Raw genomic sequence first — 24,576 nt, forward strand, 5'->3', positions numbered from 1 at the left:
GTCCGGGAGCGGAAACGCCAGGGGCGCCGCACCGGCCCGCAGGCCGTCCGGCGCCCCTGGCGCAACCGGGAAGCGGCTCCCCGGCGTTCAGCTTCCGCTGCCCTCCGGGCCGTCCTCCGGCCCCGGGGAGTCAGCCGGGTCCGTGCCGCCGGACGCATCCGGGCTCTCCGGCGTGCCGTTGCCCTTGGCCGTGTCCTTCGGGCCCGTCGCCGGGTCGTCGCCGGTCTTCGGCTCGCGGGGCTCCTTGGAGACCGGGCGGGGCGGGCGGGTGCGGCCGCTGGTGGTGTCGCGGAGGTAGGAGCTGTCGCGGCCGTCGGCCAGCCCGCCCTCGGTCGCGACGCCCGGACCGGACTGCGGGTCGCGGCGGCGCAGATAGCGCTCGAACTCGCGGGCGATGGCCTCGCCGGACGCCTCCGGCAGATCCGCGGTGTCCCGCGCCTCCTCCAGCGACTGGACGTACTCGGCGACCTCACTGTCCTCGGCGGCGAGTTGGTCCACGCCCAGCTGCCAGGCGCGGGCGTCCTCGGTCAGCTCGCCCAGCGGGATACGGACGTCGAGGAGGTCCTCCAGGCGGTTGAGCAGCGCGAGGCTGGCCTTCGGGTTGGGCGGCTGGGAGACGTAGTGCGGCACCGCGGCCCACAGGCTCACCGCGGGGACACCGGCATGGGTGCACGCCTCCTGGAGGATGCCGACGATGCCCGTGGGGCCCTCGTAGCGGGACTCCTCCAGATCGAGCCGGGCGGCCAGGTCCGCGTCCGAGGTGACCCCGCTGACCGGCACCGGGCGGGTGTGCGGGGTGTCGCCGAGCAGCGAGCCCAGCACCACCAGCATCTCCACACCCAACTCATGGGCGAAGCCGAGGATTTCGTTGCAGAACGAGCGCCAGCGCATGCTGGGCTCGATCCCGCGGACCAGGACGAGGTCGCGCGTGCGCCCCTTGCCGTTCGTGTCGCCGACACGCACCACGGAGAGCCGGGTCGTCGGCCAGGTGATCTTGCGTACCCCGCCGTCCAGGAAGACGGTGGGACGGTTCACCTGGAAGTCGTAGTAGTCCTCCGCGTCCAGAGCGGCGAAGACCTCGCCCTTCCATTCCCGGTCGAGATGGGCGACCGCGGCGGAGGCTGCGTCGCCGGCGTCGTTCCAGCCTTCGAACGCGGCCACCATGACCGGGTCGATCAGCTCGGGTACCCCCTCGAGCTCGATCACCCAGCGCCTCCTTCCGACCGGTCCGGCCGCCTGGGGCGGCCGCCGGCAGCAGTTCCATTACGTGCGATCCCAAGACTACGGCGTCCGCGGTGCCGGTCCGTAGCCCCTTTGCAGGAAGGGGTAGCGATTCATCCGACCTGTCCCGAGGGACGTTGGCTCAACTTCCGTACGGGGTCTGGACGCGGTCTTACACGCGGGTCTATACATCGGATGTCCGGCAAAGGTCCGATGTTCTTCCGCAACATCCCAGGGGGCATGCGCATGGCAGGGACCGGCACCGTCACCGAGCTCGAGGTCCACGACGTCCGCTTCCCCACCTCGGAGCAGCTCGACGGCTCGGACGCCATGAACCCGGACCCCGACTACTCCGCCGCCTACGTCGTCCTGCACAACGACGGCGGACCGGACGGCCACGGCCTCTGCTTCACCATCGGACGCGGCAACGAGGTGATGGCCGCCGCGATCCGGTCCCTCGCGCCCTACGTCGTCGGCCGCCCCGCCCCCGCCACCGCCGCCGATCTCGCCGCCCTGCACCACGACCTCACCCACGACTCCCAGCTGCGCTGGCTCGGCCCCGAGAAGGGGGTGATGCAGATGGCGGCCGGGGCGCTGGTCAACGCCGCCTGGGACCTGGCCGCGCGCCGGGCGGGGCTGCCGGTGTGGGAGTTCCTCGCCGCGCTGACCCCCGAGGAACTGGTCTCGCTCGTCGACTTCCGCTACCTTTCCGATGCCCTGACCCCCGACGAGGCGCTGGCCCTCCTGCGCGCCGCCGCACCCGGCCGCACCGCCCGCGCCGCCCGCCTCAAGGCCGAGGGCTACCCCGCGTACACCACCTCGCCCGGCTGGCTCGGCTACGACGACGGCAAGCTGGTGCGGCTGGCCAAGGAAGCGGTGGCCGACGGTTTCGGCCAGATCAAGCTGAAAGTGGGCGCCGACCTCGACGCCGACAAGCGGCGGCTGCGGCTGGCCAGGGACGCGGTCGGCCCCGGCGTACGGATCGCCGTCGACGCCAACCAGCGCTGGGACGTGGCCGAGGCGGTCCGCTGGATGACCGCGCTGGCGCCCTGGACCCCGCACTGGATCGAGGAGCCGACCAGCCCCGACGACGTCCTCGGGCATGCCGCGGTGCGCTCCGGGCAGCCCGTGAAGGTCGCCACCGGGGAGCATGTCGCCAACCGGGTGGTCTTCAAACAGCTGCTCCAGGCCGGCGCCGTGGACTTCGTACAGATCGACGCGGCCCGGGTCGCCGGGGTCAACGAGAACCTCGCGATCCTGCTGCTGGCCGCGAAGTACGGGGTACCGGTGTGCCCGCACGCGGGCGGGGTGGGGCTGTGCGAGCTGGTGCAGCATCTGGCGATGTTCGACTACGTGGCGGTGTCCGGGAGTTGGGAGGACCGGGTCATCGAGTACGTCGACCATCTGCACGACCACTTCAGCGACCCCGTCGTCATCGACCGCGGCCGCTACCGCGTCCCCACCGCGCCCGGCTTCTCGGCCCGGATGAAGCCCGGGTCGCTCGCCGCCCACCGCTTCCCCGACGGACCCGTGTGGCGCGCCCGTCAGCCACGGCACCCCCACGGCGAACAGGAGGTCTCCGTATGAGCGACGGACCGCGCACCGGCCACCGGCCGGCCGACTTCGAGGGGATGGCCGCCCTCGTCACCGGCGGCGGCTCCGGCATCGGGGCGGCCACCGCCGCGCTGCTGCTGGCGCGCGGCGCGCGGGTCGCCGTCCTGGACCGGGACCCGGCCGGCGCGCCCGCCGGGGCGATCCCGGTCACCGCGGATGTGACCTCCGACGCCGCCGTACGGGCCGCCGTCGCCGAGGCGGTGGCCGAGCTGGGCGCCCTGCACACCCTCGTCGGCAACGCCGGGACCGGCGCCCTCGGCACCGTCGAGGACAACGACGATGAGGAGTGGAGCCGGGTCCTGGACGTCAATGTGCTGGGCCTGGTGCGCACCGCCCGCGCCGCGCTGCCGGCCCTGCGCCGCACCGCGGCCGGTGCCCCGGGCCGGGTCTCCATCACCCACACCTGCTCCATCGCCGCCACCGCGGGCCTGCCCCAGCGCGCGCTGTACAGCGCCAGCAAGGGCGCGGTGCTCTCGCTGACCCTCGCGATGGCCGCCGACCACCTCCGCGAGGGCATCCGCGTCAACTGCGTCAACCCGGGCACCGCCGACACCCCGTGGATCGGCCGCCTGCTGGACCACGCCGACGACCCGGCCGCCGAACGCGCCGCCCTCAACGCCCGCCAGCCGATGGGCCGGATGGTCACCGCCGACGAAGTCGCCGCCGCCATCGCCTCGCTGGCGTCCCCGTCCGCCTCCGGCATCACCGGCACGGCACTCGCGGTGGACGGCGGGATGCAGGGGCTGCGTCTGCGGAGTGACACGTGAACCGGGCTGTCGGGGAGAGCCGCACACCACGACCGAGGGACCAAGCATGAGATTGCGTACGACCGGCGCGGCGGCCTGTGCCGCGGTGCTCGCCATCGCCGCGCTCGCCGGCTGCAACCGTGGCGGCGACACCGCGGGCGGCAGGATCGGCATCGATCTGCCCCGTACGGACACCGACTTCTGGAACTCCTACCAGCAGTACCTGGAAAAGGACCTGGACCACGGCGGGCCGGGCGCGCTGCCGCTGTCCAACTCGCAGAACGACATCGCCAAGGTGGTCTCCAATGTGCAGGCACTGACCGACCAGGGCGCCAAAGCGATCGTCATGGCACCGCAGGACACCGGCGCCATCACCGCCGAGCTGCAACGCCTGGCGGAGAAGAAGATCCCGGTGGTCAGCGTGGACACCCGCCCCGACGAGGGCAAGGTCTACATGGTCGTACGCGCCGACAACCGCGCCTACGGCGAGAAGTCCTGCGACTACCTCGGCAGGAAGCTGGGCGGGAAGGGGCGGGTCGCCGAACTCCAGGGCGACCTCAGCTCGATCAACGGGCGGGACCGCTCCGAGGCGTTCGCCGCCTGTATGCAGCGGAAGTTCCCGAAGATCACCGTGCATGAGCTGGCCACGGACTGGAAGGGCGAGGTCGCCTCCGGCAAACTCCAGAGCCTGCTCGCCCAGCACCCGGACCTCGACGGCATCTACATGCAGGCCGGCGGCGCCTTCCTCCGGCCCACGCTCGCCCTCCTGGAGCAGAAGAAGCGGCTCGAACCGGCCGGTTCCCAGGGGCACATCACCATCATCTCCAACGACGGCATCCCGGACGAACTGGACGCGATCCGGGCCGGCACGATCGACGCCACCCTCTCCCAGCCCGCCGACCTCTACGCCAAGTACGCGCTCTACTACGCCAGGGCGAGCCTGGACGGCAAGACCTTCCGGCCGGGGCCGACCGGTCACGGCTCCATCATCGTGAAGATCAAGAACGGTCTGGAGGACCAGCTGCCGGCGCCCCTGGTCACCAAGGACACCGTCGACGACAAGAAGCTGTGGGCCAATCAGCCGGCGAAGAAGAAGTAGCGCCGTGGCGAGCCACGACCGGGCGGCGGCGGTGCACGCCGAGGGGATCGTCAAGCGCTACGGGCCCACCGTCGCCCTCGACGGCGCCCGGCTGACCGTACGGCCCGGCGAGGCGCACGCCCTCGTCGGCCGCAACGGCGCCGGCAAATCCACCCTGGTGTCCGTGCTGACCGGCATGGAACGGCCGGACGCCGGCCGGGTCACCTTCGGCGGGGCACCGGCGCCCGGCTGGGGCGACACCGCCGCCTGGCAGCGCAAGGTCGCCTGCGTCTACCAGAAGTCGATGACCGTTCCGGAGCTGACCGTCGCGGAGAACCTCTACCTGGGCCGCTTCCAGGGCACCCGGACCATCCGCTGGCGGGCGCTGCACACCCGCGCCCGCGAGCTGCTCGCCGAATACGGCGTCGAGGTCGACACCACCGCCCGGATCCGGGATCTCGGCGTCGAGCAGCGGCAGTTCGTGGAGATCGCCCGCGCGCTGTCCGGCGGCGCCCGGCTGATCATCCTCGACGAGCCCACCGCCCGGCTCGACGCGGGCGGCATCGACCGGCTCTTCGCCAAACTGCGCGGGCTGCGCGCCCAGGGCGTGGCCTTCCTGTTCATCTCGCACCACCTCCAGGAGGTCCACGAGCTCTGTGACACCGTCACCGTCCTCCGCGACGCCCGGCAGGTGCTGACCGCGCCGGTCCCCGGGCTGGCCAAGGAGGCACTGGTGGCGGCGATGACGGGGGAGGAGCCGGCCGCCGTACGGAAGCCCCGGACGGGCGCGCGTCCCACGGGCGAGCCGGTGCTGCGGACCGAAGCCCTGGCGCTCGACGGGCATTTCGCGCCGCTCGACCTGACCGTACGGGCCGGTGAAGTGGTGGGGCTCGCGGGCGCCACGGCCGGCGGGAGCACCGCGATCGGCGAGACCCTGGTGGGGCTGCGGACGCCGGACGCGGGGCGGATCACGGTGCGCGGCCGCCCGGTCCGTACGGGCAGCGTCCCGCACGCCCTCGACGCGGGCATCGGCTACGTCCCCGAGGACCGGCACCGCGAGGGGCTGATCCCGGGCCGCAGCGTCGCCGAGAACGCCACCCTCACCGTCACCGGCCGGCTCGGGCCGATGGGCACCGTACTGCCCTCCCGGACCCGGGCGTTCGCCCGGCGGATGATCGCGGCGCTCGACATCAGGACCACCGGGCCCGGCCAGCCGGTGTCCGGGCTCTCCGGCGGCAATCAGCAGAAGGTCGTGATCGCCCGCGCGCTGGCCCGTGAGCCCGCGGTGCTGGTCGCGATCCGGCCCACCAACGGCGTCGACGTCAAGTCCAAGGACGCGCTGCTGGGGGTCGTACGGGAGGTCGCGGACGGCGGCAGCGGCGCCGTGATCGTCTCCGACGAGCTGGACGACCTACGGGTCTGCGACCGGGTGCTGGCCGTCTTCCACGGCCGGGTGACCGCCGCATTCCCGGCCGGCTGGCGCGACCACGAACTGGTCGCCGCCATGGAGGGGGTGGCCGTCGCCGGCCGCGCTCCGGGCGAACCGCCCGGCGCGGGCGGCGGCCGGGACGCCGCACCGGGCCCACGGAACCGGGACGCCGCACCGGGCCCACGGACCACGGAAGGAACGGAAGGGACCGCGCCATGACCGAGACCGCAACGCCGCCGGCCGCCGACGCGGTGGACCGGCCGCCACCGCGCCGCCGGCCCTGGACCGGACCGTCCCGGTGGCGGGACTTCTCCCTGGTGCCGGTGATCTTCGTCCTGGGCGTCATCGGCTTCATCGTGTCGCCCGCGTTCCTCACCCAGGACAACCTCATCGGCGTCATCCAGCAGTCCACGGAACTGGGCCTGCTGGTGCTCGGCGAGGCGCTGATCCTCATCACCGGGCGGATGGATCTCTCGCTGGAGTCGACCATCGGTCTGGCGCCGGTGCTCGCCCTGTGGCTGGTGATGCCCGCCCACGGCACCCGCTTCGCCGGGCTGGAGCTCTTCCCCGCCTGGACGGCGGTCCCGCTCTGTCTGGCCGTGGGCGCGGCGGTCGGCGCCGTCAACGGCTTCCTGATGCTCACCCTGCGGGTCAACGGCTTCATCGCCACCCTCGGCATGCTCACCATGCTCCGCGGGCTGCACATGGGGATCTCCGAGGGCCGGTCCATCGGCGACGTTCCGGAGTCCTTCGCCTATCTGGGCAAGGCCGACTGGCTGGGCGTGCCGGCCGCCGTCTGGATCTGCCTCGCCCTCTTCGCGCTCGGCGGCGCGGCCCTGGGCTACCTCCGGCACGGGCGGGCGCTGTACGCCATCGGCGGCAACCCGGAGGCGGCCCGCGCGGCCGGCATCCGGGTGGACCGCCTCACCTGGATCGTGCTGGCCCTCGGCGGGGTGCTCGCCGCCTTCGCCGGGGTTCTCTACACCGGCCACTACGGCGCGGTCTCCGCGAGCCAGGGCAACGGCTGGATCTTCCAGGTCTTCGCCGCCGCGGTGATCGGCGGGATCGGACTCAAGGGCGGCCGGGGCACCCTCTTCGGCGCGCTCACCGGTGTCCTGACGCTCCAGCTGGTGATCAATGTGATGACGCTGGGCGGGGTGCCACCGCTGTGGACCCAGTTCCTCAACGGCATGATCATCATTGTTGCGCTGGTCATCTCCCGCTTCACCAGCGGCGAGAAGCAGGACTGAGCGGTCGCCATGCGCCATCCGCCGTACGGGCCACGGGAGTTGGGGCGCTCGGGCGTCACCGTCCCGCCGCTGGGGCTGGGCTGTGCGCCGCTCGGCAACCTCTACCGCGCCGTCCCGGAGGCACGGGCCGCCGAGGTCGTCCGCACCGCCCTCGCCACCGGCGCCGGCTACTTCGACACCGCGCCCCACTACGGCGTGGGCCTGTCCGAGGAGCGTCTCGGCCGGGCGTTGCGCGGCCACGACCGCACCACCTACACCCTCTCCACCAAGGTCGGCCGACGGCTGCGGCCGCTCGCCCCGGGGGAGCGGGCGGCGGGCGAGGGCTTCGTGGACACCCCCGCGCGGGCCCGGGTGTGGGACCTCTCCCGCGACGGCATCCGGGCCACGCTCGACGCGTCCCTGACCCGGCTCGGGATGGACGCCGTCGACATCGTCTATCTCCACGACGTCGAGGACCGGCTGCCCGAGGTGTACGAGACCGGCTTCCCCGCCCTGGCCGAGCTGCGCGCCCAGGGAGTGGTCCGGGCCATCGGGTTCGGCATGAACCACAGCGGTGTGCTGGCCCGTCTGGTCGCCGACCTCGATGTCGATGTGGTGCTGTGCGCCGGCCGCTGGACCCTGCTGGAGCGCACCGCCCTCGACGATCTGCTGCCGGTCTGCGCCCGCCGCGGCACCTCGGTGGTCGTCGGCGGCGTCTACAACTCCGGTCTGCTGGCCGACCCGTCACCCGGCGCGCCCTACAACTACGCACCGGCGCCCGGCCCGGTGCTCGACCGGACGCGTCAACTTGCGTCCGTCTGCGCGGAGTTCGATGTGCCGCTCAAAGCGGCGGCGCTCCGCTTCCCCTTCGGGCACCGTGCCGTCGCCGCGGCCGTGGTCGGAGCCGCCGCACCGGACGAAGTGGCCGAGAACGCACGGCTGTTCACCCATGACATCCCCGACCGGCTGTGGCATACGCTCGTCGCCCGCGGCCTGCTCGACCCCGATCTGCCGCTGCCCCTGAACGACTGAGCGAGCCCGGAGCGCGCCCCTGATGCGTATCGACGCCCATCACCACCTGTGGGACCTCAGCCGGCGCGAACAGCCCTGGATGGACGGGCCCTGGGCCGACCCGATCCGCCGCAGCTACCGCCTGTCCGACCTCACCCCGCAGCTGACCGAGCACGGCATCGACGGCACCCTCCTCGTCCAGTCGTCGTCCTCGTACGAGGAGACCGCCGAACTGCTCACCCTCGCCGCGGGGGAGGGCCCGGTCACCGGCGTCATCGGCTGGGCCGACCTGCGCGACCCGGCGCTCGCCGAGGTCCTCGCGGCGCTGCCCGCCGGTCTGGTCGGCATCCGGCACCAGGTGCAGGACGAACCGGACCCCGACTGGCTCACCCGCCCGGACGTGCTGCGCGGCCTGGCCGCCCTGGCCGACGCCGGGCTGGTCTACGACCTGCTGGTCACCCCGCGCGAACTGCCCGCCGCACACACCGCGGTACGCGCCCTGCCCCAGCTGGCCTTCGTCCTGGACCACGCCGCCAAACCGCGGGTCGTCACGGGGGAGTGGCAGCCGTGGGCGGACGCGGTCACCGCCCTCGCCGCGCTGCCGAACGTCAGCTGCAAACTGTCCGGTCTGGTCACCGAGGCCGACTGGGACGCCTGGCGGCCGCAGCAGATCCTGCCCTACGCCCGGCACGTCCTGGACGCCTTCAGCCCCGGCCGGGTGCTGTTCGGCTCCGACTGGCCGGTGTGCACCCTGGCCGCCGGCTACGAGGACGTGGTGGCACTCGCGGAGGCGGCCACCGGGCAGCTCTCGGCGGCGGAACGGTCGGACGTCTTCGGGGGGACGGCCGGGCGGGTCTACGGCGTCGGGGAGCCGTCGGAGCCGGAGCCGCAGCCGGAGCCGCCCGGCCGCTGACGTGGCGTCCGGATTCCGCCAGCCCCGGCTCCCGCCGCGCCGGAAGATCGAGTCGTACCGCGGAGCAACACCCGCGACATGGGCCGCCCCGTACGGAAGCCACGGCATTCCGCACGGCCGCGCCCGACCATGACGACTCGATACGAAGGTGATGACGATGACGGCGACGGTGCTGACGGAGACGACGGCGGCGGCGAACGGCCCCCGGCCGCTCGTCGGCAAGGCGGCCCTGGTGACCGGCGGCAGCCGGGGGATCGGCCGGGCGATCGCGCTGCGGCTGGCCGCCGACGGCGCGGCGGTGGCCCTGACCTACCGGAACGGGCAGGAGCAGGCCGGCCAGGTGGTCAAGGAGATCGAGCGGGCCGGCGGGCAGGGCTGGGCGGTACGGGCCGACAGCACCGACGCGGAAGAGATCCGGGCTTCGGTGGCCGGCGCCGTCGACCGGTTCGGGCGGCTGGACATCCTGGTGAACAACGCGGGCATCGGTGTGCTCGGACCCTTCGAGGGCATCTCCCTCGACGATGTCGACCGGGTGCTGTGGACCAATGTCCGGGCGCCGTTCCTGACGGCGCAGGCCGCGGCGGTGCATCTGACCGAGGGCGGACGGATCATCTCCATCGGCAGTTGCATGGCCGAGCGGGTCGCCTTCCCCGGCGGCACCCTCTACGCCACCAGCAAGGCGGCGCTCACCGGTCTGACCAAGACCCTCGCCAAGGAGCTGGGTCCGCGCGGCATCACCGCCAACCTCGTGCACCCGGGCCCGATCGACACCGATATGAACCCCGCCGACGGCGAGAGCGCGGCGATGCAGGCCGGGCTCACCGCGCTGGGTGCCTACGGCCGGGCCTCGGATGTCGCGGCGACCGTGGCCCATCTGGCGGGCCACGGCGGGCGGTACATCACGGGCGCCTCGATCGCGGTGGACGGCGGCTTCGCGGTCTGACGGGGGGCGCGGCGGCGGGCGGCGGCCGGAGGCGGTGCCGGCCGGGCCCGGCCCCGTATGCCGGCCGGCTTCACAACGAGGCGCGCAGCCACTGCTCCACGCTCGCGATGTGCACGGTCGCCCAGGCCCGCGCCGCCTCCGCGTCCCGGTCGCGCAGCGCACCGAGGATCGCCCGGTGCTCGGTCAGGGTGCGGGCCACCGCGTCCTTCTGCGTCAGCCCCCGCCAGACCCGGGCCCGGGTGGTCGGGCCGGACAGGCCGTCCAGCAGCGAGCAGAGCACGGAGTTGCCGGACGCCGCGACGATCCCCCGGTGGAACTCCAGATCGCAGGCGACCAGATCCTCGACCGAGGGGCTCGGCCCCAGCGCGTCCAACTGGGCCTCCAGGGCGTCCAGTTCCGCCGTCCCGATCCGGCCGGCCGCCATCGCCGTGGCGGCCGGCTCCAGGATGCGGCGGACGGCGAGGAACTCCAGCACCGTGTCGTCGCGGTGGAAGTCCACCACGAAACTCATGGCCTCCAGCAGGAGTTGCGGATCGAGGCTGGTGACGTAGGTGCCGTCGCCCTGGCGCACGTCCAGGATGCGGATGAGGGAGAGCGCCCGCACCGCCTCGCGCAGGGAGTTGCGGGACAGTCCGAGGTCGGCCGCCAGCTCGCTCTCCTTCGGCAGCCGGTCGCCCGGCCGCAGCGCCCCGGAGACGATCATGCCCTTGATCTTCTCGATGGCCTCGTCGGTGACCGCCATGCCGACCTCCCCGCTGGACCCGCCCGGATACCGCCAGACATCCGATGTCTGGCCGCCCATTATGACCGGTGACCCCGTCCCCGGCATACGGCGATGGGGCGGCCCCGTGGACCGCCCCATCGTCACTCACGCACACGCCGCGGCGTGCCGTCAGTCCCTCACAGCTGCTCCCGGCCGCTTTCAGCAGCTCTCGGCCGTGCTGTGCCGGCGTCAGCCCGCCAGCATGTCCTTCACCTTGGCCCGGACGTCCTCCGTGTCGAGGCCCCGGATCATCAGGGTCGTACGGCGGCGCAGCACATCGTCGACCGTCTCGGCCCACTCGTGGTCGCGGGCGTAGGCGACCTGCGCCCAGATCTCCGGGGCGTCGGGGTGGATGCGCTCGGCCAGCGCCGGGTTGTCATTCGCCAGCCGGGCGATGTCGAAGGACAGCGAGCCGTAGTGGGTGGCGAGGTGCCGGGCGGTCTCCGGGGCCATCCGCGGGCCGGGCGTACCGCCGTCGACCAGCAGCCGGTGCGCGACCGCGTTCGGGTTGGCGATACCGGGCAGCGGGAGCTTCTTCGGCAGATGCGCGATCGGCTCCATGTCCTCGGCCAGCGGGTGGCCGGGCAGCGCGGCGAGCTTGTTCATGACCGTACGGCCGATGTGCCGGAAGGTCGTCCACTTGCCGCCCGCCACCGACAGCATGCCGCCGCTGCCCTCGGTCACGACCGTCTCGCGCTTGGCCTTGGAGGTGTCGCCGGGGCCGCCGGGCAGCACCCGCAGACCCGCGAAGGAGTAGGTGATCAGATCGCGCGACAGCTGCTGGTCACGGACGGAGAAGGCCGCCTCGTCCAGGATCTGGGCGGTGTCCTTCTCGGTGACCGCGACATCCGCCGGGTCGCCCTCGAACTCCTCGTCCGTGGTGCCCAGCAGCAGCATGTCCTCCCAGGGGAGGGCGAAGGTGATGCGGTACTTGTCGATCGGGGTGGCCAGCGCCGCCTTCCAGGGCGCGGTCCGCTTGAGGACCAGGTGGGCGCCCTTCGACAGCCGGATGGAGGGGGCCGCGTTCGGGTCCTCCATCTTGCGCAGGTGGTCCACCCACGGGCCGGTGGCGTTGAGCACCAGGCGGGCGTTGACGCCGAACTCCTGGCCGTCCGTCCGGTCCTTGAGCTCCGCACCGGTGACCCGGCCCTGGGTGAAGCGCAGTCCGGTGACCTCGGCGTGGTTGAGGACCGTGGCGCCGGCCGCGGCCGCCGCACGGACGGTCATCAGGGCCATCCGGGAGTCGTTCATCTGGTCGTCGCCGTACACGGCCACGGCCTTGAGGTTGTCCGTCCGCAGCTCCGGGACGTCGCGCGCGGCCTTGGCCGGGGATATGACATGGCCGACGCCGTCGCCGAACGCGGACAGCGCCGAGTAGGCGAACACGCCCGCGCCCAGCTTGGCCGCGCCGTGCGGGCCGCCCTTGTAGACGGGCAGGTAGAAGGTCAGGGGGTTGGCGAGGTGCGGTGCCACCTGACGGGACACCGCACGCCGCTCGAAGTGGTTCTCCGCCACCAGCTTGACCGCGCCGGTCTGGAGGTAGCGCAGACCGCCGTGCAGCAGCTTGGAGGAGGCGGAGGAGGTGGCGCCGGCGAAGTCACCGGCGTCCACCAGGGCCACCCGCAGTCCGGCCTGTGCGGCGTGCCAGGCCGTGGAGATGCCCAGGATGCCGCCGCCGATCACCAGGAGGTCGTACGTCGCCTGGGAAAGCTGCTCCCGGGTCTCGGCACGGCTCGCGTGCGAACCACTGGCCGGGTGCGTCCCGAGTGCCGGGACGCTCTGCAGGGTGCTCATGTTTACTCCTCGTCCTCGATCCAGCCCATGGTCCGCTCGACGGCCTTGAGCCAGCTCTTGTACTCGCGGTCACGGGTGGCCGCATCCATCCGGGGGGTCCACTCGGCGGCCCGGCGCCAGTTGGCGCGCAGTTCGTCGGTGCTGGACCAGAAGCCGACGGCCAGTCCGGCCGCGTAGGCAGCGCCGAGGCAGGTGGTCTCGGCGACCATCGGGCGCACCACAGGGGCGTCCAGGAAGTCCGAGATGGTCTGCATCAGCAGGTTGTTGGAGGTCATTCCGCCGTCGACCTTGAGCGCGGTCAGCTCGACGCCGGAGTCCTTGGTCATGGCGTCGGTGATCTCGCGGGTCTGCCAGGCGGTGGCCTCGAGCACGGCACGCGCGATGTGCGCCTTGGTGACATAGCGGGTCAGGCCCGCGATGACGCCGCGCGCGTCCGAGCGCCAGTAGGGGGCGAACAGGCCGGAGAAGGCCGGCACGAAGTACGCGCCGCCGTTGTCCTCGACCGTGCTGGCCAGGGTCTCGATCTCGGCCGCGCTGTTGATGAGCCCCATCTGGTCGCGCATCCACTGGACGAGCGAGCCGGTGACGGCGATGGAGCCTTCCAGGGCGTAGACCGGCTGCTGGTCGCCGATGCGGTAGCCGACCGTGGTCAGCAGGCCGTTGTACGAGTTGACCGGCTCGTGGCCGGTGTTCATCAGCATGAAGGTGCCGGTGCCGTACGTGGACTTGGCCTCGCCCTGCTCGAAGCAGGTCTGGCCGAACAGCGCGGCCTGCTGGTCACCGAGCGCCGAGGCGACCGGGACGCCGGCCAGCACACCGCTGGTGCTGCGGCCGTAGACCTCGGAGGAGGACTTGATCTCCGGCAGGACCGCCGCCGGGATCTCCATCGACGCGAGGATCTTCTCGTCCCACTCCAGCCGGTGGAGGTTCATCAGCATGGTGCGCGAGGCGTTGGTGACGTCGGTGACGTGCACCCCGCCGTCGACCCCGCCGGTCAGGTTCCAGATGACCCAGGAGTCCATGGTGCCGAAGAGGATGTCGCCGCGCTCGGCGCGCTCGCGCAGGCCCTCGACGTTGTCGAGCAGCCAGCGGATCTTCGGGCCCGCGAAGTACGAGGCCAGCGGCAGACCGGTCTCCCGGCGGAAGCGGTCCTGGCCGACGTTGCGGCCGAGCTCCTTGCAGAGCGCGTCGGTGCGGGTGTCCTGCCAGACGATGGCGTTGTGGACCGGCTCACCGGTGGTCCGGTCCCACAGGACGGTGGTCTCGCGCTGGTTGGTGATACCGATCGCCTTGACGTCGGCGGCGGTCAGCCCGGCCTTGTGGACGGCGCTGTCGACGACCTGCTGGACGTTGGTCCAGATCTCGGTGGCGTCGTGCTCGACCCAGCCCGGCTTCGGGAAGATCTGCTCGTGCTCCTTCTGGTCGACCGAGACGATCCGGCCGTCCTTGTCGAAGACGATGCAGCGGCTGGACGTGGTGCCCTGGTCGATGGCCGCGATGAACGGGCCGTGGCCGTGCGAGGAGGTGCTGGGGGTGTCGCTCATGGCTTGCTCCAAGAAGTCTGTGCGGGCGGAGACGGGTCGGTCCGGCGGCTCAGGCGAACGCCAGCTGGTAGATGCCTCCGGCGAGGACACCGCCGATGAGCGGGCCGACGACCGGGATCCAGGCGTAGCCCCAGTCTGAACCGCCCTTGTTCCGCAGCGGCAGAAGTGCGTGCACGATGCGCGGACCGAGGTCACGGACCGGGTTGATGGCGTACCCGGTCGGACCGCCCAGCGACAGACCGATGCCGGTGACGACCAGCGCGACCAGGAGCGTGCCGATGACGCCGACGCCCTTGCCGTTGTCGCTCAGACCGAGCGTGAGGATCGACAGCACGAGCACGACGGTGGCGATGATCTCGGTGAGCAGGTTCTGCGCCGCGTTCCGGATCTCCGGCCCGGTGGAGAAGATGCCGAGCACCGGTCCGGCCTTGGGAGCGGCGGTCGGGTCGACCAGGCCCTCCTCGGTGGTGTGGTCGGCCAGGACCTCGGGGTCACTCAGATGGGCCTGGAACTGCCCCATGTAGGTGACCCACACCAGCACCGCGCCGATCATGGCGCCGAGCATCTCGCCGGCGAAGTAGACCGGCACCTGGCTCCACTCGACGCCGCCCTTGATGGCGAGGCCGATGGTGACCGCGGGGTTGAGGTGTGCGCCGGACTTCGCGGCGATGTAGGCACCCGTGAGGACGGCGAAGCCCCACCCGAAGGCGATGGCGACCCATCCGGCGTTGAACGCCTTGGAGCGCTTGAATGTGACGGCGGCGCAGACGCCACCGCCGAGCAAGATCAGAACAGCGGTACCGATGGTTTCGCTGATGAAGATGTCGGAGCTGGACACCCGCGACTCCTTTGTCCTTCGTCCAGGGGAAGGCGGACCCCGGGTCCCGTCCGGTGGTCCGCACCCTCCTAGAGGGCGGTGGTCGGCCCGCGGCAGTGCCCCACCATAGCGAATATTGCCGTTAGGTGTTCGACAATGCCGACCGACGAACGGCAGTTTTGTTCACCGGTAGAACCCCGTCAAGGGTTCCGTGGCGAAAAACTTAGGTGAACTTAAGGGGTGAATCCGGTCAGAATCGCCCTGCACCAAGATCCCGGGACACAGCCCGTGCGCAGTCCCTCACAGCAGCGATGATTTCCGGCCGCAGTTCGCCGTCGTCGCAGACCCGCTCCACCGCCCCCGTGATGCCCACCGCGCCCACCGGCATCCGCCGCCGGTCGTGGATCGGCGCGGCCACCGAGGCCACCCCCTCCCAGGTCTCCTCCACGTCCGCCGCCCAGCCACGCGCCCGGGTCAGGTCCAGCAGCCCCTCGAAGTCCGCCAGCCCGGTCACCGTGCGCGGGGTGAACGCCTGCCGGTCCGCCTCGACGACCTCGCTGTGCGCCACCGGGTCGTACGCCGAGAGCACCTTGCCCAGCGCCGTACTGTGCAGCGGCTGCATCGCGCCCACCTCCAGCACCTGCCGGCTGTCGTCCGGCCGGAAGACGTGGTGGACGATCAGCGCGCCCTGCTGGTGCAGCACGCCCAGGTAGACCGCCTCACCGCTGGAGCGGGCCAGGTCGTCGGTCCATACGAGGGCGCGGGCGCGCAGCTCGTGCACGTCCAGGTAGCTGTTGCCCAGCCGGAGCAGCTCCGCCCCCAGCTGGTAGCGGCCGGAGGCGGCGTCCTGCTCGACGAAGCCCTCCTGCTGGAGCGTGCGCAGGATTCCGTGCGCGGTGCCCTTCGCCAGCCCCAGCGAGGAGGAGATGTCGGAGAGCCCCAGCCGCCGTTCCCCTCCTGCGAGCAGCCGCAGCATCGCTGCGGCGCGCTCCAGCGACTGGATGGTGCGTGCCATCGGGCAACCTCCGAAGTGTGCGGTTCGACAATGCTGAACGATATCGGCCCATGCCGACTGAAGTCAGCGATCTGGAGTTTCTTGATAAACGCACCGGAGTCTGCCAACGATCACGGATGGTGCGGGCAGGGGGGTGGAGTGGTGCTGTCCACGGCGTGAAACGGGGAACACGTGTACCGGACCGGCAGCTACGCTGGCCGGGTGCGCCCTCTGAAGGAGGGTGCAAAGCCGACAGCCGTCGCAACCACGGGAGCATCTCCATGGCCTCGAACACGCCAACGTCCGGCAACACGTCCCGCGCCCAATCCCTCCGGGAGGCCCTGGCCTCGCGGGTGGTGGTCGCCGACGGTGCGATGGGCACCATGCTTCAGGCGCAGGACCCGTCCATGGAGGACTTCCAGCAGCTGGAGGGCTGCAACGAGATCCTCAATGTGACCCGGCCCGACATCGTGCGGTCCGTGCACGAGGAGTACTTCGCGGTCGGCGTCGACTGCGTGGAGACCAACACCTTCGGCGCGAACTTCGCCGCCCTGGCGGAGTACGACATCCCCGAGCGGGTCTTCGAGCTGTCCGAGTCCGGTGCCCGCATCGCCCGCGAGGTCGCCGACGAGTTCACCGCCTCGACCGGGCAGCAGCGCTATGTGCTCGGCTCGATGGGCCCCGGCACCAAGCTCCCGACGCTGGGCCACGCCCCGTACGTCACCTTGCGTGACGCCTACCAGCAGAACGCCGAGGGCATGATCGCCGGCGGTGCCGACGCGCTGCTCGTGGAGACCACCCAGGACCTGCTTCAGACCAAGGCCGCCATCCTCGGCGCCCGCCGCGCCCTGAAGGCCACCGGCAGCGACCTCCCGGTGATCTGCTCGGTCACCGTCGAGACGACCGGCACGATGCTGCTGGGCTCCGAGATCGGCGCGGCGCTGACGGCGCTGGAGCCGCTGGGCATCGACATGATCGGCCTGAACTGCGCCACCGGCCCGGCCGAGATGAGCGAGCATCTGCGCTACCTGGCCCGGCACTCCCGGGTCCCGATCGCCTGCATGCCCAACGCGGGCCTGCCGGTGCTGGGCAAGGACGGCGCGCACTACCCGCTGACCGCCGCCGAGCTGGCCGACGCCCAGGAGACCTTCGTCGGCGAGTACGGCCTGTCGCTGGTCGGCGGCTGCTGCGGCACCACCCCCGAGCATCTGCGCCAGGTCGTCGAGCGGGTCCGCGGGATCACCCCGCCGCCGCGCGAGCCGCGCCCCGAGCCGGGCGCCGCCTCGCTCTACCAGACCGTGCCCTTCCGCCAGGACACCTCCTACCTCGCGATCGGCGAGCGGACCAACGCCAACGGGTCGAAGAAGTTCCGCGAGGCGATGCTGGACGCGCGCTGGGACGACTGTGTGGAGATGGCCCGCGACCAGATCCGCGAGGGCGCCCACATGCTCGACCTGTGCGTCGACTACGTGGGCCGGGACGGCGTCGCGGACATGGAGGAGCTGGCCGGCCGATTCGCCACCGCCTCCACCCTGCCCGTGGTCCTGGACTCCACGGAGCTGAACGTCATCCAGGCCGGCCTGGAGAAGCTCGGCGGCCGCGCGGTGATCAACTCCGTCAACTATGAGGACGGGGACGGTCCCGAGTCGCGGTTCGCCAAGGTCACGGAGCTGGCGGCGGAGCACGGCGCGGCGCTGATCGCGCTGACCATCGACGAGGAGGGCCAGGCCCGCACCGTCGAGCACAAGGTCGCCATCGCCGAGCGGCTGATCGACGATCTGACCGGCAACTGGGGCATTCACGAGGGCGACATCCTCATCGACTGTCTGACCTTCACCATCTGCACCGGCCAGGAGGAGTCCCGCAAGGACGGCATCGCCACCATCGAGGCGATCCGGGAGCTGAAGAAGCGTCACCCGGACGTCCAGACGACCCTGGGCCTGTCGAACATCTCCTTCGGTCTGAACCCGGCCGCCCGGATCGTGCTGAACTCCGTGTTCCTCGACGAGTGCGTCAAGGCCGGTCTGGACTCGGCGATCGTGCACGCGAGCAAGATCCTGCCGATCGCGCGCCTGGAGGAGGAGCAGGTCAAGACCGCCCTCGACCTGATCTACGACCGGCGCAGCGAGGGCTATGACCCGCTCCAGAAGCTGATGGAGCTGTTCGAGGGCGCCACCGCCAAGTCGCTCAAGGCCGGCAAGGCCGAGGAACTGCTGGCCCTGCCCCTGGACGAGCGCCTCCAGCGGCGCATCATCGACGGTGAGAAGAACGGCCTGGAGGCGGACCTCGACGAGGCGCTGGGGGAGCGGCCCGCGCTCGAGATCGTCAACGAGACCCTCCTGGCGGGCATGAAGGTCGTCGGTGAGCTGTTCGGCTCCGGTCAGATGCAGCTGCCGTTCGTGCTCCAGTCCGCCGAGGTCATGAAGAGCGCGGTGGCCTACCTGGAGCCGCACATGGAGAAGTCCGACGACGAGGGCAAGGGCACCATCGTGCTGGCCACCGTCCGCGGCGACGTCCATGACATCGGCAAGAACCTCGTCGACATCATCCTGTCCAACAACGGCTACAACGTCGTCAACCTCGGCATCAAGCAGCCGGTTTCGGCGATCCTGGAAGCCGCCGAGGAGCACAAGGCCGATGTCATCGGGATGTCCGGACTGCTGGTCAAGTCCACGGTGATCATGAAGGAGAACCTGGAGGAGCTGAACCAGCGCAAGATGGCGGCCGACTTCCCCGTCATCCTGGGCGGCGCCGCCCTCACCCGCGCCTACGTCGAGCAGGACCTGCACGAGATCTACGAGGGCGAGGTCCGCTACGCCCGGGACGCCTTCGAGGGGCTGCGCCTGATGGACGCCCTGATCGCGGTCAAGCGCGGGGTGCCCGGCGCCAGCCTCCCCGAGCTCAAGCAGCGCCGGGTGCCCAAGCGGGACACCGCCGCGCTGGAGGTCGAGGAGCCCGAGGGTGCGGTCCGTTCCGACGTGGCCGTCGACAACCCCGTCCCGACGCCGCCGTTCTGGGGCACCCGGGTCGTCAAGGGCATCCAGCTGGCCGACTACGCCTCCTGGCTGGACGAGGGCGCGCTGTTCAAGGGCCAGTGGGGCCTCAAGCAGGCCCGCACCGGTGAGGGACCGTCGTACGAGGAGCTGGTGGAGACCGAGGGCCGCCCCCGGCTGCGCGGCTGGCTCGACAAGCTCCAGACCGAGAACCTGCTCGAAGCCGCCGTCGTGCACGGCTACTTCCCCTGTGTGTCCAAGGGCGAGGACCTGATCCTGCTGCACGAGGACGGCACCGAGCGCACCCGCTTCACCTTCCCCCGGCAGCGCCGCGGCCGGCGGCTGTGCCTGGCCGACTACTTCCGTCCGGAGGAGTCCGGCGAGACCGATGTCGTCGGCCTCCAGGTCGTCACCGTCGGCTCGCGGATCGGCGCCGCCACCGCCGAGCTCTTCGAGGCCAACTCCTACCGCGACTACCTCGAACTGCACGGTCTGTCCGTCCAGTTGGCCGAGGCGCTGGCCGAGTACTGGCACGCCCGGGTCCGTGCCGAACTGGGCTTCGCCGGCGAGGACCCCCAGGACGTCGAGGACATGTTCGCGCTCAAGTACCGGGGCGCGCGCTTCTCGCTGGGCTACGGCGCCTGCCCCGACCTGGAGGACCGCGCCAAGATCGCCGACCTGCTGGAGCCGGCGCGGATCGGTGTCGAGCTCTCCGAGGAGTTCCAGCTCCACCCGGAGCAGTCCACCGACGCCATCGTCATCCACCACCCGGAAGCCAAGTACTTCAACGCGCGGTAACGGGCGGGCGCCCTGACCGGAGCCCAGGCATGGACTCCGGTCACGGCAGCACCATGTGGTCACTCTGCGTGTGCAGGTCAGGGCCGTCCCGGGGAACTCCCCAGGACGGCCCTGACCTGTATCACCACGCATTCCGGCGCGTCCCGTCGTACACTTATCGGTCCGGTGGCGGCCGGTCGTTTCCCCAGCCGGGGATGGCGACCGGCCCTTTCGTCCCTTGGGGGACGTCGTAACGGAGGTGGATGGATGACCAGCAGCATCCCCGCAGTCGGCACCCGCACGGCCGAAGCCGCGACCCTCCAGGCCGTATTCCTCGATCTGGACGGCACCCTCGTCGACACCGAGGGCTTCTGGTGGGAGGCGGAGGCGGAGGTCTTCGCCGAGCTCGGGCACATCCTCGACGACGCGCACCGCGAGGTCGTGGTGGGCGGTCCGATGACCCGCAGCGCCGGCTATCTGATTCAGGCCACCGGCGTCGACATCAGCCTGACCGAGCTCAGCGTGCTGCTCAACGCCGCCTTCCTGGCGCGGATCCGGCGCGGTGTCCCGCTGATGCCGGGCGCCCGCAGGCTGCTGACCGAGCTGGCCGCACACGGGATCCCCACCGCCCTGGTCTCCGCCTCGCACCGCGCCATCGTCGACCAGATGCTGTACTCACTCGGCCCGGAGAACTTCCGGCTGACCCTCGCGGGCGATGACCTGGAGCGCACCAAACCGCACCCCGACCCGTATCTGACGGCCGCCGCACGGCTGGGGGCGGACCCGGAGTGCTGTGCGGTCATCGAGGACACCCTGACCGGGGTGACGGCGGGGGAGGCGGCGGGCTGCCCGGTCGTCGCGGTGCCCTCGGTGACGCCGATCCCGCCGTCCCTGGGGCGTACGGTCGTCGGTTCGCTGGAAGAAGTTGATCTCCCATTTCTCCGGACGCTCATCACGGAAAGCCGCGGCACCGTGCACTGAGCGTACTCCGGGAAAGGCGACGGGAACCGAGTGGAGCGGCCCGCTCATTTTCCGTGACGAATGCACTGACTGAATTGTTGCTTCGCCATGGATCCTTGAACGCGTGACGTTTCTCACGTGCCGGGCCGTCGACAGCGGGCCCCACAGGTGTTCCAGGGGGTCTCCGGGGTGCTTTACGCGGGGGTAAGTGTCCGGATTGGTGGAGCAACGTGTGAATCGTTCCACCGTCCGGATATCGAGCGGGTTGCCATCGTTATCCAGGTGCCATATCGATACAACTCCATTGAGTCCCAGCGCGGCTGGCCGTTCCTACTAATGTCGACGCGAGCAACACTGCTGCGCTGATAAGGAACCTGCCGACGATGAATCGCAAGACCCTGGTGCTGCCGGCGCTGGCCGGTCTCCTCGCTCCTGTTCTTGCTGCCTGCGGCAGCTCGGACGGTGCCGGCGAGGGCGTCGATCCGATCGTCGTGGGTGTCGCCACCCACATCGAGGCCACGAAGGCGGCCCCCGCGCCGCTCGACCCGTCGCAGGCTTACGACGTCGACGCGTGGAACGTCATGCGCAGCGCCTTCCAGACGCTGATGCGGCTGCCCCGGTCCGGGACCGCCCCGGTGCCCGAGGCCGCCCGGTCCTGCGGGTTCCGTGACACCCAGAACGAGCAGTACCGCTGCACGCTGCGCGACGGCCTGAAGTTCTCCAACGGTCATGCCCTGACGGCGCAGGACGTCAAGTTCTCCATCGACCGCATGAAGACCATCAACAACACCAATGGTCCGGTGTCGTTGCTCAACGGCATCGACAAGGTCGAGACGCCCAGTGACAGCGAGGTGGTCTTCCACCTCAAGAAGCCGGACGCCACCTTCCCGCAGAAGCTCACCACGCCCGCCGCCGCCATCGTCGACCCCGAGGTCTACCCCAAGGGCCGGCTCCACAGCGGCTTCGAGGTGGTCGGCTCCGGCCCGTACACGCTCAAGACCGAGCGCAGCGACAACCGCATCACCAAGGCCGTCTTCACCAAGAACCCCACCTACAAGGGCGGGGTGCAGGCGAAGAACGAGAAGGTCGAGATGCGCTTCTTCAACGACTCCGTGTCCACGGAGAAGGCGCTGCGCAAGGGCAGCGTCGACGTGATGAACCGCGGTCTGGCGCCCGACCAGGTCAAGGGCCTGGAGAACGCCCACGACCAGGGCATCAGGCTCCAGACGATGCCGGGCCAGGAGATCCGCTACCTGGCCTTCAACACCAAGGACCCGGCCGTCTCCAACAAGGCCGTGCGACGGGCGATGGCACACATCATCAACCGCTCGGACCTGGTGCGGAACGTCTACGCGTACACCGGCGACCCGCTGTTCTCGATGGTGCCCACCGGCCTCACCGGGCACATCAACTCGTTCTTCAACAAGTACGGGAACCCCAGCGCCGAGGCCGCCCGCAAGACGCTGCGCGAGGCGCACATCACCTCTCCGGTGAAGTTCACCCTCACGTACACCACGAACCACTACGGATCCAGCACCGTGAAGGAGGTCCGTGCGATACAGAGTCAGCTCAACCGCACCAAGCTGTTCGACGTCAGCATCAAGGGCATCGACAGCTGGCAGCAGTTCCGCACCGACGCCCTGGACGGCAAGTACTCCGTCTACAACATGGGCTGGTTCCCCGACATCCCGGACGCCGACAACTACATCGCGCCCTTCATCGGCAAGCAGAACTTCCTCGGCTCCCCTTACCGCAACGGAAAGATCGAGTCGCAGCTGATCCCGTCCAGCCGCCAGCAGTCGGACCGCACCGCCGCGGGGGCCGACTTCAAGCAGGCGCAGGACATCATCGCCGACGACGTACCGCTCCTCCCGCTCTGGCAGGGCAAGCAGTACGTCGCCGCCCGCGATGACATCACCGGCCTCGAGTGGGCCCTCAACTCCGCCTCAGGGCTCCAGATCTGGGAGCTCAGCCGCGGCGTCGCCGACTGATCCGGCGGATATCACCCATGCAGCACACCACCGCCGTGGCCTCCCCGCCACGGCCCGACAGGCACGACCCAGAACGTGAGGACCGTTTAGTGAGGAAGCGTGACCAGTGGCTGGCCGCCCCGATCGGGGCGGGGCTGACCACAGCTCTGCTCGCGGTCGCCGGGTGCGGCACCGACGACTCGGGAGCGGCCGGCAACGGCGAGGCCGTGGTCATGGGAATGACGGACAAGGTCGTGTCCACCGACCCCGCGTCCGGCTACGAGCCCGGCTCCTGGCTGTTGTTCAACAACGTCTTCCAGTCCCTGCTGAGCTTCCCCAAGGGAGGCACCACCCCCGAGCCGGAAGCCGCCGAACGCTGCGGCTTCACCGACCGGGAGAGCAAGGTCTACCGCTGCACCATGAAGGACGGTCTCACCTTCAGCAACGGTGACAAGCTGACGGCCAAGGACGTCAAGTACTCCTTCGACCGCACCCGGCGCATCAAGGACAAGAACGGCCCCGCCGTGATGTTCTCCGCGCTCGACAAGGTCGAGACCCCGGACTCCAAGACCGTGGTCTTCCGGCTGAAGACACCCGACGCGACCTTCCCGATGAAGATAGCCTCCGGCGCCGGCTCCATCGTCGACCACGCGGAGTACCCCGCCGACCGGCTGCGCACCGACGGCAAGGCCGTGGGCTCGGGCGTCTACACCCTCAAGGACTACAACTCCCAGAAGGCCGTCTTCGCCGTCAACGGCTCCTACAAGGGCCCGGCCAAGGTCAAGAACTCCGGCATGACCGTGAAGTTCTTCAACGCTCCCGACGCGCTCAAGAAGGCCGTCGAGAAGGGCGACGTCGATGTCGCCTACCGCGGTCTGGCCATGAAGGACATCGCCGCACTCGACAACGCCGCGCTGAAGGAACAGCACGGCACCCAGGTCGTCGAGGGCGCCAGCGCCGAGGTCATGCACCTGGTCTTCAACCTCAAGGACCCGGTCGCCGGCAAGCTCGGCGTCCGCAAGGCGATCGCCTACCTCCTGGACCGCTCGACCCTGGTCCGGGACGTCTACCAGCGCACCGCGGTGCCGCTGTACTCGATCGTCCCGGCCGGCATCACGGGTCACAGCACCTCCTTCTTCAACACCTACGGCGACCGCCCGAAGCCGGACAAGGCGAAGGACGCGCTGCGCTCCGCCGGCTACAACGGCAAGGTGCCGCTCACGCTGTGGGCCACCCCCGAGCGCTACGGCCCCGGCACCGTCCCGGCCTTCGAGGAGATCGCCCAACAGCTCAACGCCAGCGGCCTGTTCAACGCCAAGGTGCGGACCCTGCCCACCGAGGAGTACGAGAAGGGCATGGCCGACGGCAAGTTCGGCGCCTATGTCAAGGGCTGGATCCCCGACTATCCGGACCCCGACAACTTCACCGCGCCGTTCTTCGGCAAGGACAGCGTGGTGGCCAACAACTACAGCTCGCCCACCATCACCGGCCGGCTGCTGCCCAAGACGGCCGACCAGCCGAACCGCGGCGCCACCAAGGACCAGTTCCGGGAGCTCCAGGACATCGTCGCCGAGGACGTGCCGATGATCCCGATCTGGCAGGGCAAGCAGTACGCGGTGGCCCGCGACGGGGTCTCCGGTCTGGAATGGACCCTGGACCCGTCGACCGTCTTCCGCTTCTGGGAGATCAGCAAGCCGACCGAAGCCTGACCGGACGTCCGCACACCACGGCGGGGGCCGCCCCGGGCAACACCCCCCGCCCGCCCCCCCCCGGGCCCGCA

General features: G+C 70.8%; 18 protein-coding genes. 12 read left to right on the top strand and 6 right to left on the bottom strand.

Features of this window, described 5'->3' with window-relative positions:
* Window positions 1-87 precede the first annotated feature (87 nt).
* Window positions 88-1,206 (bottom strand): PAC2 family protein, encoded by a 1,119-nt coding sequence (locus ACFWJW_RS23155; RefSeq protein WP_387244471.1) that lies wholly within the window; start codon window positions 1,204-1,206, stop codon window positions 88-90.
* A gap of 261 nt (window positions 1,207-1,467) precedes the next feature.
* Between ACFWJW_RS23155 and ACFWJW_RS23160 the strand changes: the two genes are divergently transcribed.
* The 8 genes from ACFWJW_RS23160 to ACFWJW_RS23195 all read left to right on the top strand — a co-directional run bounded on the left by ACFWJW_RS23160 (window position 1,468) and on the right by ACFWJW_RS23195 (window position 10,184).
* Window positions 1,468-2,808 carry an enolase C-terminal domain-like protein gene (locus tag ACFWJW_RS23160; protein WP_387244535.1) on the top strand — a complete coding sequence of 447 codons (1,341 nt, stop codon included), beginning with the start codon at window positions 1,468-1,470 and terminating at the stop codon, window positions 2,806-2,808.
* Window positions 2,805-3,602 carry an SDR family NAD(P)-dependent oxidoreductase gene (locus ACFWJW_RS23165; protein WP_387244474.1) on the top strand — a complete coding sequence of 266 codons (798 nt, stop codon included), beginning with the start codon at window positions 2,805-2,807 and terminating at the stop codon, window positions 3,600-3,602. The genes ACFWJW_RS23160 and ACFWJW_RS23165 overlap by 4 nt, the downstream gene beginning before the upstream one ends.
* A 46-nt stretch (window positions 3,603-3,648) precedes the next feature.
* The gene (locus tag ACFWJW_RS23170) at window positions 3,649-4,680 is read left to right on the top strand and encodes a sugar ABC transporter substrate-binding protein (RefSeq protein ID WP_387244477.1); all 1,032 of its coding nucleotides are present in this window, start codon (window positions 3,649-3,651) and stop codon (window positions 4,678-4,680) included.
* Window positions 4,681-4,684: 4 nt separating this feature from the next.
* Window positions 4,685-6,307, top strand: a complete 1,623-nt coding sequence (locus ACFWJW_RS23175; RefSeq protein ID WP_387244480.1) for a sugar ABC transporter ATP-binding protein — start codon at window positions 4,685-4,687, stop codon at window positions 6,305-6,307.
* A complete protein-coding gene (locus tag ACFWJW_RS23180) occupies window positions 6,304-7,338 on the top strand; it encodes an ABC transporter permease (protein WP_387244483.1) in 1,035 nt (344 codons plus the stop codon). The genes ACFWJW_RS23175 and ACFWJW_RS23180 overlap by 4 nt, the downstream gene beginning before the upstream one ends.
* A gap of 9 nt (window positions 7,339-7,347) precedes the next feature.
* Window positions 7,348-8,349: an aldo/keto reductase gene (locus ACFWJW_RS23185; protein ID WP_387244486.1), complete on the top strand. Its 1,002-nt coding sequence runs from the start codon at window positions 7,348-7,350 to the stop codon at window positions 8,347-8,349.
* Window positions 8,350-8,371: 22 nt separating this feature from the next.
* Window positions 8,372-9,241, top strand: a complete 870-nt coding sequence (locus tag ACFWJW_RS23190) for an amidohydrolase family protein (protein ID WP_387244489.1) — start codon at window positions 8,372-8,374, stop codon at window positions 9,239-9,241.
* A 157-nt stretch (window positions 9,242-9,398) separates the two neighbouring features.
* Window positions 9,399-10,184 carry an SDR family NAD(P)-dependent oxidoreductase gene (locus ACFWJW_RS23195; protein ID WP_387244492.1) on the top strand — a complete coding sequence of 262 codons (786 nt, stop codon included), beginning with the start codon at window positions 9,399-9,401 and terminating at the stop codon, window positions 10,182-10,184.
* Between the two features lie 70 nt (window positions 10,185-10,254).
* On the opposite strand, the gene ACFWJW_RS23200 is transcribed toward ACFWJW_RS23195, so the two are convergent.
* From ACFWJW_RS23200 to ACFWJW_RS23220, 5 genes are all read right to left on the bottom strand, one after another.
* A complete protein-coding gene (locus ACFWJW_RS23200; protein ID WP_387244495.1) occupies window positions 10,255-10,926 on the bottom strand; it encodes a FadR/GntR family transcriptional regulator in 672 nt (223 codons plus the stop codon).
* A gap of 210 nt (window positions 10,927-11,136) precedes the next feature.
* The gene (locus ACFWJW_RS23205; protein WP_387244498.1) at window positions 11,137-12,741 is read right to left on the bottom strand and encodes an FAD-dependent oxidoreductase; all 1,605 of its coding nucleotides are present in this window, start codon (window positions 12,739-12,741) and stop codon (window positions 11,137-11,139) included.
* 2 nt (window positions 12,742-12,743) lie between these two features.
* Window positions 12,744-14,285 carry a glycerol kinase GlpK gene (gene glpK / locus ACFWJW_RS23210; RefSeq protein ID WP_387244501.1) on the bottom strand — a complete coding sequence of 514 codons (1,542 nt, stop codon included), beginning with the start codon at window positions 14,283-14,285 and terminating at the stop codon, window positions 12,744-12,746.
* 49 nt (window positions 14,286-14,334) lie between these two features.
* Entirely contained in the window at window positions 14,335-15,123 is a 789-nt protein-coding gene (locus tag ACFWJW_RS23215) for an MIP/aquaporin family protein (RefSeq protein ID WP_387244504.1), read from the bottom strand.
* Between the two features lie 229 nt (window positions 15,124-15,352).
* Window positions 15,353-16,117, bottom strand: coding sequence for an IclR family transcriptional regulator (locus tag ACFWJW_RS23220; protein ID WP_387244507.1), 765 nt, complete (start codon window positions 16,115-16,117; stop codon window positions 15,353-15,355).
* Between the two features lie 260 nt (window positions 16,118-16,377).
* Here ACFWJW_RS23220 and metH point away from each other — a divergent pair, with 260 nt between their 5' ends.
* The 4 genes from metH (at window position 16,378) to ACFWJW_RS23240 (ending at window position 24,505) form a co-directional block, all read left to right on the top strand.
* Window positions 16,378-19,887: a methionine synthase gene (gene metH / locus ACFWJW_RS23225; protein WP_387244510.1), complete on the top strand. Its 3,510-nt coding sequence runs from the start codon at window positions 16,378-16,380 to the stop codon at window positions 19,885-19,887.
* Window positions 19,888-20,133: 246 nt separating this feature from the next.
* Complete coding sequence (locus tag ACFWJW_RS23230) at window positions 20,134-20,847, top strand: HAD family hydrolase (protein ID WP_387244513.1); 714 nt, start codon at window positions 20,134-20,136, stop codon at window positions 20,845-20,847.
* Between the two features lie 362 nt (window positions 20,848-21,209).
* The gene (locus ACFWJW_RS23235; protein ID WP_387244516.1) at window positions 21,210-22,817 is read left to right on the top strand and encodes an ABC transporter substrate-binding protein; all 1,608 of its coding nucleotides are present in this window, start codon (window positions 21,210-21,212) and stop codon (window positions 22,815-22,817) included.
* 89 nt (window positions 22,818-22,906) lie between these two features.
* Window positions 22,907-24,505 (top strand): ABC transporter substrate-binding protein, encoded by a 1,599-nt coding sequence (locus tag ACFWJW_RS23240; RefSeq protein ID WP_387244519.1) that lies wholly within the window; start codon window positions 22,907-22,909, stop codon window positions 24,503-24,505.
* Window positions 24,506-24,576 lie beyond the last annotated feature (71 nt).

The organism is Streptomyces sp. NPDC127097 (assembly GCF_042724075.1).
Lineage (GTDB): Bacteria > Actinomycetota > Actinomycetes > Streptomycetales > Streptomycetaceae > Streptomyces.

What these genes read in the sequence shown, in the direction of transcription:
- ACFWJW_RS23160 (WP_387244535.1), top strand. Translation starts at nt 1,468, where the DNA reads ATGGCAGGGACCGGCACCGTCACCGAGCTCGAGGTCCACGACGTCCGC.
- ACFWJW_RS23165 (WP_387244474.1), top strand. Translation starts at nt 2,805, where the DNA reads ATGAGCGACGGACCGCGCACCGGCCACCGGCCGGCCGACTTCGAGGGG.
- ACFWJW_RS23170 (WP_387244477.1), top strand. Translation starts at nt 3,649, where the DNA reads ATGAGATTGCGTACGACCGGCGCGGCGGCCTGTGCCGCGGTGCTCGCC.
- ACFWJW_RS23180 (WP_387244483.1), top strand. Translation starts at nt 6,304, where the DNA reads ATGACCGAGACCGCAACGCCGCCGGCCGCCGACGCGGTGGACCGGCCG.
- ACFWJW_RS23185 (WP_387244486.1), top strand. Translation starts at nt 7,348, where the DNA reads ATGCGCCATCCGCCGTACGGGCCACGGGAGTTGGGGCGCTCGGGCGTC.
- ACFWJW_RS23190 (WP_387244489.1), top strand. Translation starts at nt 8,372, where the DNA reads ATGCGTATCGACGCCCATCACCACCTGTGGGACCTCAGCCGGCGCGAA.
- ACFWJW_RS23195 (WP_387244492.1), top strand. Translation starts at nt 9,399, where the DNA reads ATGACGGCGACGGTGCTGACGGAGACGACGGCGGCGGCGAACGGCCCC.
- ACFWJW_RS23200 (WP_387244495.1), bottom strand. Translation starts at nt 10,926, where the DNA reads ATGGCGGTCACCGACGAGGCCATCGAGAAGATCAAGGGCATGATCGTC.
- ACFWJW_RS23205 (WP_387244498.1), bottom strand. Translation starts at nt 12,741, where the DNA reads ATGAGCACCCTGCAGAGCGTCCCGGCACTCGGGACGCACCCGGCCAGT.
- glpK (WP_387244501.1), bottom strand. Translation starts at nt 14,285, where the DNA reads ATGAGCGACACCCCCAGCACCTCCTCGCACGGCCACGGCCCGTTCATC.
- ACFWJW_RS23220 (WP_387244507.1), bottom strand. Translation starts at nt 16,117, where the DNA reads ATGGCACGCACCATCCAGTCGCTGGAGCGCGCCGCAGCGATGCTGCGG.
- metH (WP_387244510.1), top strand. Translation starts at nt 16,378, where the DNA reads ATGGCCTCGAACACGCCAACGTCCGGCAACACGTCCCGCGCCCAATCC.
- ACFWJW_RS23230 (WP_387244513.1), top strand. Translation starts at nt 20,134, where the DNA reads ATGACCAGCAGCATCCCCGCAGTCGGCACCCGCACGGCCGAAGCCGCG.
- ACFWJW_RS23235 (WP_387244516.1), top strand. Translation starts at nt 21,210, where the DNA reads ATGAATCGCAAGACCCTGGTGCTGCCGGCGCTGGCCGGTCTCCTCGCT.